Source organism: Jidongwangia harbinensis, from assembly GCF_020216025.1.
Lineage (GTDB): Bacteria > Actinomycetota > Actinomycetes > Mycobacteriales > Micromonosporaceae > Actinoplanes > Actinoplanes harbinensis.
Genome location: NZ_JAIWNC010000018.1, coordinates 185,047 through 195,286 on the forward strand (window position 1 = coordinate 185,047; position 10,240 = coordinate 195,286).

The 10,240-nt window shown below is 71.9% G+C and carries 10 protein-coding genes; 2 read left to right on the forward strand and 8 right to left on the reverse strand.

The window, feature by feature from the left end:
• Positions 1-37 precede the first annotated feature (37 nt).
• From LDL48_RS22720 to eno, 5 genes are all read right to left on the reverse strand, one after another.
• Entirely contained in the window at positions 38-946 is a 909-nt protein-coding gene (locus LDL48_RS22720; protein ID WP_225257205.1) for a Ppx/GppA phosphatase family protein, read from the reverse strand.
• Complete coding sequence (locus tag LDL48_RS22725; RefSeq protein ID WP_225257206.1) at positions 943-1,446, reverse strand: amino-acid N-acetyltransferase; 504 nt, start codon at positions 1,444-1,446, stop codon at positions 943-945. Before LDL48_RS22725 ends, LDL48_RS22720 begins: the two co-directional genes overlap by 4 nt.
• 10 nt (positions 1,447-1,456) lie before the next feature.
• Positions 1,457-1,957 carry a DUF501 domain-containing protein gene (locus tag LDL48_RS22730; protein WP_225257207.1) on the reverse strand — a complete coding sequence of 167 codons (501 nt, stop codon included), beginning with the start codon at positions 1,955-1,957 and terminating at the stop codon, positions 1,457-1,459.
• The gene (locus LDL48_RS22735; protein WP_225257208.1) at positions 1,957-2,589 is read right to left on the reverse strand and encodes an FtsB family cell division protein; all 633 of its coding nucleotides are present in this window, start codon (positions 2,587-2,589) and stop codon (positions 1,957-1,959) included. The genes LDL48_RS22730 and LDL48_RS22735 overlap by 1 nt, the downstream gene beginning before the upstream one ends.
• A 106-nt stretch (positions 2,590-2,695) precedes the next feature.
• A complete protein-coding gene (eno, locus tag LDL48_RS22740; RefSeq protein WP_225257209.1) occupies positions 2,696-3,979 on the reverse strand; it encodes a phosphopyruvate hydratase in 1,284 nt (427 codons plus the stop codon).
• A gap of 150 nt (positions 3,980-4,129) precedes the next feature.
• Here eno and LDL48_RS22745 point away from each other — a divergent pair, with 150 nt between their 5' ends.
• Positions 4,130-4,774, forward strand: coding sequence for a hypothetical protein (locus tag LDL48_RS22745; RefSeq protein ID WP_225257210.1), 645 nt, complete (start codon positions 4,130-4,132; stop codon positions 4,772-4,774).
• Between the two features lie 91 nt (positions 4,775-4,865).
• Positions 4,866-5,558, forward strand: a complete 693-nt coding sequence (locus tag LDL48_RS22750; protein WP_225257211.1) for a hypothetical protein — start codon at positions 4,866-4,868, stop codon at positions 5,556-5,558.
• Between the two features lie 1,283 nt (positions 5,559-6,841).
• Here LDL48_RS22750 and LDL48_RS22755 read toward each other — a convergent pair.
• The 3 genes from LDL48_RS22755 to LDL48_RS22765 are packed head-to-tail and all read right to left on the reverse strand — an operon-like array spanning position 6,842 to position 10,225.
• Positions 6,842-8,452 (reverse strand): DUF885 domain-containing protein, encoded by a 1,611-nt coding sequence (locus tag LDL48_RS22755; protein WP_225257212.1) that lies wholly within the window; start codon positions 8,450-8,452, stop codon positions 6,842-6,844.
• A 10-nt stretch (positions 8,453-8,462) separates the two neighbouring features.
• Entirely contained in the window at positions 8,463-9,479 is a 1,017-nt protein-coding gene (locus LDL48_RS22760; RefSeq protein ID WP_225257213.1) for a nucleoside triphosphate pyrophosphohydrolase, read from the reverse strand.
• A gap of 23 nt (positions 9,480-9,502) precedes the next feature.
• Positions 9,503-10,225, reverse strand: coding sequence for a hypothetical protein (locus LDL48_RS22765; RefSeq protein ID WP_225257214.1), 723 nt, complete (start codon positions 10,223-10,225; stop codon positions 9,503-9,505).
• Between the last annotated feature and the right edge of the window lie 15 nt (positions 10,226-10,240).

Genomic DNA, 10,240 nt, shown 5'->3' on the forward strand with positions numbered 1-10,240 from the left:
GCACACTAGTGCGCACTGCGAAGTACCGTCAAGAACGCTATTCCGCGAGTCCGAACGCGATGCCGTCCAGGATGTCGTGCTCGCTGGCCACCACGGTGTCCTGGCCGGCCCGCTCCATGACCGTCCGCAGGATGAGCGCCCCGGCGCCGATCACATCCGCCCGCCCGGGGTGCATCACCGGCAGCTCCCGCCGCTCGGCCACCGGCGCGGCGAGCAGGTCGGCGGTCACCTTCGCCACCGCGTCGTAGCCCACCCGGGCGTGGTGGATGCGCCGGGCGTCGTACCCCGGCAGGTCCAGAGCCAGTGCCGCCACCGTGGTGACCGAACCGGCCAGCCCGACCAGCGTCGCGGCCGCCCGGCCGGGCACCGCGGCCAGCGCGGCGTCCACCGCCGCGGTGATGTCCCGTTCCGCGGCCGCGATCTCGGCCGCGGTGGGCGGGTCGGACCGCAGGTGCCGCTCGGTCATCCGGACGCAGCCGATGTCCATCGAGATCGCCGCGGTCACCTCGGACCCGCCGGTGACGAACTCGGTGGACCCGCCGCCGATGTCCACCACCAGGTACGGCGGTTCGCCGTCCAGGCCGCGCACCGCACCGGTGAACGACAGCCGCGCCTCGGCGTCACCGCTGATCACCTCCGGGTCCACGCCCAGCACCGCGCGCACCATGCCGGAGAACTCGGCGGCGTTGGAGGCGTCCCGGGACGCCGACGTGGCACACATCCGGACCCGCTCGATGCCCAGCTCGGCGATCTCGGCGGCGTACCCGAGCAGCGCCGTCCGGGTCCGCTCGATCGCCTCCGGGGCGAGCCGGCCGGTCCGGTCGACGCCCGCGCCGAGCCGGACGATCTCCATCCGCCGGGCCACGTCGGTGAGCCGGTTCCCGGACACGTCCGCGATCAGCAACCGGATCGAGTTGGTGCCGCAGTCGATGGCCGCGACTCTCATAGGTGCAGCAGCATTCTCGTGTTCCCCAAGGTGTTCGGCTTGACCCGTTCCAGGTCCAGGAACTCCGCGACACCCTCGTCGTAGGAGCGCAGCAGTTGTTCGTACACCGCGTGCGGCACCGGCGCACCGTCGATCTCGACGAAGCCGAACGAGCCGAAGAACCGGGTCTCGAAGGTGAGGCAGAAGACCCGGGCCACGCCCAGCTCCCGGGCCACCCCGAGCAGTTCGGTGACGATCCGGTGGCCGATCTTCTGACCGCGGCAGGCCGGGTCCACCGCCACGGTACGGATCTCCGCCAGGTCCTCCCACATCACGTGCAGCGCCCCGCACCCGACCACGGCGCCGTCGTCGGTGCGCACCGCCACCCAGAAGTCCTGGACCTGTTCGTACAACGTCACGGTGGCCTTGGTGAGCAGCCGCCGGTCACCGCTGTACGTATCGATCAGCCGCCGGATCACTTTCACGTCGGACGTTCTCGCCCGTCGGATGTGCACGTCCATGGCGGCGACCCTACGACTCCGGGACGTCGACACACGGACCGTTTGTCCACCACGGTCCGATGGCGGCGAGCACCTCGTCGCCGAACGGGTTCACCCCCGGGCCGGCGGCCAGCGCGTGTCCCAGGTGGACGTGCAGGCACTTCACCCGGTGCGGCATGCCGCCCGCGGACACGTTCGCGATCTCCGGAACGTGCTGCACCGCCTCGCGCCGGGCCAGGTAGTCGTGGTGCGCCTTCGCATACCGCTCGGCCAGGTCCGGATCGGTGGACAGCCGGTCCTGCATCTCGCGCATCACGCCGGAGGACTCCAGCCGGCTGCACGCCGCGGTGGCGTTCGGGCAGGTCAGATAGAAGACGGTGGGGAACGGTGTGCCGTCCGCGAGCCGCGGCGACGTCTCCACCACGTCGGGATTGCCGCACGGGCAGCGGTGCGCGACTCCCCGGGTGGCACGTGGCGGACGGCCCAACTGGGCCGCCACGGTGTCGAGGTCGGCCTGGGTGGCGGGTTCCATTACTGGCGGGGCTCCGAATCGGCGGCGGCGACGCTGGACCACAGGGTGTCGTACCAGCGGTCGGGGGCCGCGGCGGGCGACGCCTGACCGGCGTCGCGGGCGGCGCCCTCCGGGTCGTTGAGGACCAGCAACGGGACCTCACCCGGGCGGACGTAGAACAGGCGGTCGCGGGCCTGGATCCGGACGTACTCCGGGTCCTGCCACTTGGCGACCTCCTCGGCCTTGTCCGCGATCACCTCGCGCTGGTCCGCCTGCGCGGCCTGCATCTCGGCGATCTGCGACTCCTGGGCGAGGTAGACCCGGACCGGGTACGTGTACGCCAGGGCCAGCGCGATCAGGACGACCACGAGGACGGTGGCCCGGCCGGTGAACGCGCGGGGCCGGGTGGCGACCGTGCGCTTGGTGGCGCCGGTGGCGGCGGTGCGGCGGGCCGCGGCGGGACGGGTGGCGCGACCGGCACGGGCGGTCGGCACCCGGCCGGACGAGACCCGGGGTTCGATGCGCGTGGCGGCGGTGTCCCGCACGGTGCCACGGGAGCCGCGGGCGGCGGGCCGGCCGGTGTGCCCGCGGGGACGCCGGGACGGACCCTGCCCGCTGAGCCCGGAACCTCCGGGTGTGCGGCGCTGCGTCATCCCTGCCCCTCCCCCCGATGTCGCGCGGCCATGGAGTTGCGGCACCGGTCCTGAACCTATGCCCAGGAAACCGGAGACCACAACTCCATGATCCGACGGCTCGGTGTTACGCGGAGCGGTAACGCGGGAACGCGCCCGCGCCGGCGTACCGCGCGGCATCGCCCAGCTGCTCCTCGATGCGCAGGAGCTGGTTGTACTTGGCCACCCGGTCGGACCGGGCCGGCGCGCCGGTCTTGATCTGCCCGCTGCCCACCGCGACGGCCAGGTCGGCGATCGTGGTGTCCTCGGTCTCGCCGGACCGGTGGCTCATCATCGTCCGGAAGCCGGACCGGTGCGCCAGGTCCACGGCGTCCAGCGTCTCGGTGAGCGAGCCGATCTGGTTGACCTTGACCAGGACCGCGTTCGCGGCGCTCTCCGCGATGCCCCGGCCGATGCGCTGCGGGTTGGTGACGAACAGGTCGTCGCCGACGATCTGAATCTTGTTGCCCAGCTGCGCGGTCATCGCGCTCCAGCCGGCCCAGTCCTCCTCGGACAGCGGGTCCTCGATCGAGACGATCGGGTACGCCTCGGCCAGCTTGGCGTAGTAGTTGATCATCTCCTCGGAGGACTTCGGCGTGCCCTCGAAGACGTACGCCCCGTCCTTGTAGAACTCGGTCGCCGCGACGTCCATGGCCAGCACGATGTCGGTGCCCAGGCTGAAGCCGGCGGCCTGCACGGCCTCCGCGATCAGGTCCAGCGCGGCCGCGTTGGTCGGCAGGCTGGGCGCGAAACCGCCCTCGTCACCGAGGCCGGTGGACAGGCCCTTCTTCTTCAGTACGGACTTCAGCGCGTGGTACACCTCGGCGCCGGTCCGCAGCGCCTCGCTGAACGTCGCCGCACCGATCGGGGCGACCATGAACTCCTGCACGTCGACGTTCGAGTCGGCGTGCGCGCCACCGTTGAGGATGTTCATCATCGGGACCGGGAGCAGGTGCGCGTTCGGTCCGCCCAGGTAGCGGTAGAGCGGCAGCTCGGCGGAGATGGCGGCGGCCTTGGCCACGGCGAGCGAGACGCCGAGGATGGCGTTCGCGCCCAGCTCCGACTTGCCCGCCGAACCGTCCAGGTCGAGCATCCGGTTGTCGATCAGGCGCTGCTCGTCGGCCTCGTACCCGATCAGCTGCTCGGCGATCTTGTCTTCGACGTTGCTGACCGCCTTTTCCACGCCCTTGCCGAGGTAACGGCCCTTGTCGCCGTCACGCAGCTCGATCGCTTCGAACGCGCCGGTCGAGGCGCCGGACGGGACCGCGGCGCGGCCGATCGAGCCGTCGTCCAGGCCGACCTCGACCTCGACGGTCGGGTTGCCCCGCGAGTCCAGGATTTCCCGGGCGACGATCACTTCGATGGTGGCCATGTGTCGTGTCGCTCCTAACAGCTTGTGCGGATGATGTTCCGGACCGCGACCCTGCGGCCGACCACGCCCCTGAGGGTATCGAGCCGGGGTCCCGGGCGTACCGGCGGCCGGTGAACTTACCCCTCGACATGCCTCAAGCGGTGCCCCCAGATGCCGATCACCAGGGTCGCCATGACCAGTTACCAGCTCCCCGATGCCCAGGCGCTCGTCGAGATGACCGTCGACGGCGAGCCACGGTCCGGCGTGCGCGTCATCCGGTCCGCCGACGACGTGGTCACCCTCTCTCTGGCCCTGGACGGCATTCCCGACTCCGGCACCACGGTCACGCTGCGCTGGCCGGCCGGCCCGCGCGGCCGGTACGCGCTGCCCGGCACCGTGGTCCAGGTCGACGGCAACCGGGTCGACATCCGGGCCGCCGGCACGCTGCAGGTGGAACAGCAGCGCAACTACGTGCGCGGCGGCGGAGGCGAACACGTGCTGCTGCTGCAGCAGGACCGCGGTGACACGCTGGGCTGGGTGCGCGACATCAGCGAGCAGGGGGTACGCGCACACTTCGCCGACGTGGAACTGACCGAGGGCGACGAGGTCGGACTGCGCGTCCAGCTGGAACGCGACATCGTCGAGATCCGGGCCACCGTGGTGAAGGTGGGCACGCTGCGGCAGATGATCCCCCGCCGCGGCCCGATGTCGGTGGAGGTCGTCGCGGTCTTCACGCCGGAGGAGTCGCAGGCCACCGTCATCCGCCGGTACGTTTTCCGACAGCAGTTGCTAGCCCGTACCCGGACAATTTCCTGACGTTTTGTTCATTTTCGTCCGGTCTTGTGCCGTCGCGCGGGCCGCAAATTGGGTTTGCGCGGCCTTGCGCGCATCCGCTTAGGTGTTGCACGTGTCGTCCGCCCGCAGAGTTGTCCTGGCCGCCGCCCTGGCCGCGGCGTCACTGACGGCCGGGTGCAGCGGCGTCGACGAGGCCAGCGCGCAGGGCCTCGCGCGCAACGATCTGGTGTCCGAACTGGCGAGCCAGCTGTCCACGTCCGGCACGCTCACGTACTCGGCCGCCTACCACGTCGCCGGCGGCGCCCGCGCCACCGTGGTCCAGGCACAGAACCCGTCCCGGACCGCCTACCTCTACGCCGGCGGTCGCGTGGTGGTCACCGAAACCGGCGTCACCGAGTGCCGCGGCACCACCTGTACGGTGACCCCGCCTCCCAAGCCCGGCACCCCGCCCTCCACCACGGTCTTCCGCACCGCGCAGCAGACCGGCATGATCGCCCCCGGCACGGTGATGGACCTGCTGAACGCGGCCTCCCTGGACACCGAGGTGGTGGCCGAGTCCCGGGACACCACGATCGCCGGACACCACGCGACGTGCCTGGCCCTGAGCGGCGTGGACGACGCGGCGGCCCGCGACTTCAGCGCCTGCGTCACCAACGACGGCGTGCTGGGCAGCTTCCAGGGCACCATCGGCGGCGCGACGATCGACATCGCCATGACCGAATACTCGGCCGAGGCGAACGACGACGCGTTCCGGGCCCCACCGTCGGCGCGGGTGGTCGACCGCCGGTCCGCGCCCGCCAAGTAACCGCGGCCCGCCCCTCACCCCGGGGACGACCCTCGGCCGGTGACCTCGTCGCGGCCGGGATGGCTCGGCATGGCTCGAGCCAAACCGCCCAATCCCGGTGAAGGAGGGCTAAAGGTCACCCGGTGGGACGGCGGATCGTGCAGATTTCGGACGGCTCGGCACCGCCGCGATCGACGCCCTCGACGGCGGCCGAGCCAGGCGCACATTTGCCCGGCAACGTAGGTGTCCGAGCGGGCGCGCATGTTGCCCGGCAACGTAGGTGTCCGAGCGGCGGCGCGAATGTCCGGTATGCGCCGCCCGCCGAGGGCGGTTCCCGTCGTCTCTGAGCCTCCCACCGAGCCGTTCCCGTCGTCTCCGCCTCCAAGAGCTGTGAAGTGTTGCGGCCTCCGCTCTCACCACGGTCGCGTTGCCTCACCGCCCCGCCGACGATCGATCGACGGCGGCGTGCGCCCGCGTTGCCTGCAGATCTTGTGAACCTGGGGTCGTATTTCGACCACAGCTGCACGACTTCGACGGTCCCGCAGGGCGCGTTGAACGGATGCCTCGCCCGCAGTGCCCTTTCGCCGGCCGCCCGTGGATCTCCTGAGGGCGAGGCAAGCTCCAGCCGCGGCCCCACGATTGATCCACAGGGACAGAACCGGAGGCGTGCGGATCAGTGGCGCGCTGAGCGCCGAAACCCCACACGCCCCCGCCACCCCAACCCAGCGTGCGGAATTGCGGCACGCTGCCCACCGAAACTCCACACGCCCTCACCACCCCAACCCAGCGTGCTGAACAGCGGCACCCACCGCGCCACAACTCCACACGCCCCCACCACTCCAGCCCGACGTCAAGAAATGCGGCATGCCGCGCCACAACTCCACACGCCCCCACCACTCCAGCCCGACGTCAAGAAATGCGGCATGCCGCGCACCCGAAACCGCACACGGCGTCGCCCGAGCCCGGCGTGAAGAATTGCGGCGCGCTCGGCACTGCGGAAGGCCGAACCGGCGGAACCACGCGCGACCCGTCACGCCTCCGACGCCCTGCTGCGCCGCGCGCTGGACGCCGAGGATCTGGCAGCGGTGGCAGGCAGGCGGGCGGTGCCATACGGCTGCCTGACCGCCGCACCTCCACGAGCTGTGGACTGGGCCGTCGGGTCGGATCTGGCTGACGCGGGGCGCAACGGCCAACTCCTCGCGTGTGGCCAGCCGCCCACGACCGGCTGGGCAAATTCCAGGCGCGGGCGGTCGTCGCTGACCGACGTCGAGGCCCGCGCACGAGGCGCATCCGCGAAGGAGCCCCTACACGCCGAGCAGCGTCCGCAAGTGGCGTGGCGGCGGGGAGCCGTGCGCCAGCATCGCGTCGTGCCAGGCTTTCGGCGTGGCGCCGAACGGGCGGGCCGCCGCGATCGCCGAGACCTCGGTGTAGCCGACGAAGTACGTGGAGAGCTGCGTCGAGGTGAGCAGGGCGCGGCGCCACTTGCCGGCGGCTTCGCCCGGTTCCTGGAAACCGCGCCCGGTCATCAGTGCCATGGCGTCGGACTCGGTCATGGCCTCGCAGTGCACCTGCTGGTCGAGGATCGCGTTGATGGACATGCGCAGCTGCATCTTGAGCTGCTGCAGGCGCACCGGCAGACCGCCGAAGCCGAGGCCGGCCATGAGTTCCTCGGCGTACACCGCCCAGCCCTCGACGAACGGGCCGGACCAGCCCAGCGACCGCACCCGGGTGGCGGCCCGGAACCGGCGCGCGTGGGCGATCTGCAGGAAGTGGCCGGGCATCGCCTCGTGGACGGTGAGGTCGCGGAGCATGTGGTCGTTGTATTCGCGGTAGAACGACTCCACCCGCTCCGGCGACCAGTCGGACGGCGCCGGGGAGATGCAGTAGAACGTCGGCAGGTCGGCGGTTTCCAGCAGGCCGGGCGGGTCGCAGTAGGCCACCGAGACGCCGCGGGCGAACTCCGGCATCTCCTCGATGACGCAGGGGTCGTCGGTCAGGGTCAGCAGGTCGTGCCCGCGGACGAAGTCGGTCGCCTCGGTCATGGTGACCTTGGCGAGGTCGAGGATGGTGGCGTCGTCGGGGTGCTGGCGGGCGAGCGTGTCGAACGCGGTCCGCACGGTCTCGTCGGTGGGCGGACCGCCGACCAGCTCGGCCGCGGACTTGCGCACCTCGGCGGTGACCCGGTCGAGGTTGCGATAGGCCCGGTCGAGCACCTCGGCGGCGGGCATCTCGGTGTCGAGGGTGTGCCACAGCCGCGCTTCCCACAGCGGACGGCCCAGCCGGGGGTCGCGGTCGGCGGTGTCCACCCGCTCGCGCAGCCACCCGTCGAACTCGGTCAGTGCGTCGAGCGCGGCCGCGGCGGCGGGCTCGACCGCGGGCCGCGGCCCGGGCTCTTGGGTGAGCAGCGCGGGGACCTCGTCGCGGATCAGCGCGGCGGTGCCGGCGAACTGGCCGATCGCGGTCTCGGTGTGCACGCGCGGGAGGTCGCGCAGCACGGCCCGCGCGGTGGCCAGTGCGTCGGGGATGGCGGCGAGACGACCGGCCAGCGCGGTGAGCCGCTCGTCGACCGGCGCGAACGGCCGGGCCATCAGGCCGTGCAGGAGCGGGCCGGGGTTGTGGGCGAGCGGGTTCCACTCGTGTTCGCGCACGTCGGTCAGCTCGAACAGGCGGCGCTCCACCAGGGCGGACAGGATGGCGTGGTCGACCTGGTCCTGAGCGTCGAAGGCGTCCGGGTCGATGCCGGCGAGCGCGTCGGTCGCGTCGCGCAGCATGGTGACCTGGTCGGCGACGGCACCCGGGGACAGGTCGGGCAGGCGATCGTCGAACCGGTGGTCCCCGGCCGCGGAGGCCATCGCGGGGTCGCTCTCCAGCAGGGCGTCGACGATGCGCTCGGCGAGCGGCACGAAGTCGGGCATGCCGAGAAAGCTACCCGCTGCCTGCGACGGTTTCGCCGGGGTTCGCTTCGCCTGTGGACAACCGGGCGGCCTCCGCGGCGCGGACCGCGGCGGCGTGGGACAGCACGGCGTGGCGGAGGTCGGCCTCGGCGTCGCGGCCCGCCGCCCGGGCGTCCACGACGAGCCGCAGCAGGGCGGTGCCGAGGTCGGTTCCGGACGGCAGGGGTACGTCGAGTCCGGCGCGTTCCGCCCGTTCGAGGATCTTCGCGGCCAGTGACAGCGCGGGCTGGCTGAGCGCGATGCCGTCCAGGACGGAGTCCCGTGACTTCTCCGCCTTCTTGATCCGTTCCCAGTTCTCGACGATCGCCTCGACGCCGTCGACGGTCTCGCCGGCGAACACGTGCGGGTTGCGGCGGACCATCTTGTCGACCAGTCCCCCGGCCACGTCGTCCACGCTCCACCGCTGGTCGTCCGGCAGGTCCTCGGCGAGCCGGGCGTGCAGCACCACCTGCAGGAGCACGTCCCCGAGTTCCTCGCGGAGCGCGGCCAGGTCGCCGTCGCCGATGGCGTCGTACGCCTCGTAGCTCTCCTCGAGCAGGTACGGCGCGAGGCTGCGGTGGGTCTGCTGCTGCTTCCACGGGTCACCGCCGGGCGACACCAGCCGGTCCATCACCGCCACCGCGTCCAGCAGCCGGGCGCCGGGCGGGTCCCACGAGCCGTACATCAGCTCCAGCTCGGCCAGCGCGGGTTCGCGGGCCAGCCGCAGCCCGAGCCGGCGGGCGAAGTCCTCGTCGCCGGCCGGTCCGGCCAGCCACACCACGGTCGGATCGGTGGTCAGCGCGCCGATCAGCGTCTCCGGGTCGGGTGCGATCACCGACACCGGTACGCCGGTCACCCGCAGCGCGGTCGGCAGCTCCCCGTCGGCGGCGGTGTAGACCGGATGCGCGCGCACCAGGTCCCACGCTTCGGCGGTGAGCAGCCCGGCCGGCAGCCGGGGCGAGGTGACCAGGAGAACGATCCGCCCGGGCGTCGCCGGTCCTTCAGTCATGCGCTCTGGGTTCAGTCCCGTGCCTAACGTGCGTCGGTCACCGGCATCGTGGCGGGGTCGACCAGCGGCAACACCACCAGCGGAAGCAGCCGCTGCTTCTCCGTGCCGACCGCGAAGACGTCGATGTCCGCCGCCGAGAACCGGGGGTTCACCTCGATGTCGAGCTTCTTCACCTGGTCGCGGAGGGCGTCGCGGGCGGCCACGCCCATGCCCAGCACATCGACGCTCTGCGGGGAGAGCCCTTCCTTCCAGGACTCGAACGACACCTGCGGGGCGACCTCGCCCACCTCCCGCGAGGCCTCGTACGCGTACCGCAGGTCCGCGTCGGTGACCTGAGCGGGCTTGGCGTTCTGGGCGATCCCGGCGATGGTGGCGTAGCCGTCGCTGTAGAGCTTCACGTACTCCGCGTCGGCGGGCAGCCCGGTGAGCTGACCCAGCGCGTTGAGGTCGGGCGTGCCGCCCTGGGCCGGCTTGCCCTGCGCGAGCGACTTGCCGACCTCGCGGCTGACCAGGGCCCCGACCACGTCGATGGCGGTGATCGGCAGGCGCACCGGCGGGACGGACTCGGCCGGCCGGCCCTCCAGCGCCGCGGCCTGGGCGGCGGTCAGCTTGTCCCGGGCGTCGTCCAGGATGCGGTCGACCTCGGCCACCGTGACCTGCTCGGTGTCGCCGAAATACACCGCCACGTCGGGCGCCGAACGGCAGGCGGACAGACCGCTGACGGCCAGGGTCGCGATGACGGCCACGGATGCGAGTCGGCG

What these genes read in the sequence shown, in the direction of transcription:
- LDL48_RS22735 (WP_225257208.1), bottom strand. Translation starts at nt 2,589, where the DNA reads ATGACGCAGCGCCGCACACCCGGAGGTTCCGGGCTCAGCGGGCAGGGT.
- eno (WP_225257209.1), bottom strand. Translation starts at nt 3,979, where the DNA reads ATGGCCACCATCGAAGTGATCGTCGCCCGGGAAATCCTGGACTCGCGG.
- LDL48_RS22745 (WP_225257210.1), top strand. Translation starts at nt 4,130, where the DNA reads ATGCCGATCACCAGGGTCGCCATGACCAGTTACCAGCTCCCCGATGCC.
- LDL48_RS22760 (WP_225257213.1), bottom strand. Translation starts at nt 9,479, where the DNA reads ATGACTGAAGGACCGGCGACGCCCGGGCGGATCGTTCTCCTGGTCACC.
- LDL48_RS22725 (WP_225257206.1), bottom strand. Translation starts at nt 1,446, where the DNA reads ATGGACGTGCACATCCGACGGGCGAGAACGTCCGACGTGAAAGTGATC.
- LDL48_RS22720 (WP_225257205.1), bottom strand. Translation starts at nt 946, where the DNA reads ATGAGAGTCGCGGCCATCGACTGCGGCACCAACTCGATCCGGTTGCTG.
- LDL48_RS22755 (WP_225257212.1), bottom strand. Translation starts at nt 8,452, where the DNA reads ATGCCCGACTTCGTGCCGCTCGCCGAGCGCATCGTCGACGCCCTGCTG.
- LDL48_RS22730 (WP_225257207.1), bottom strand. Translation starts at nt 1,957, where the DNA reads ATGGAACCCGCCACCCAGGCCGACCTCGACACCGTGGCGGCCCAGTTG.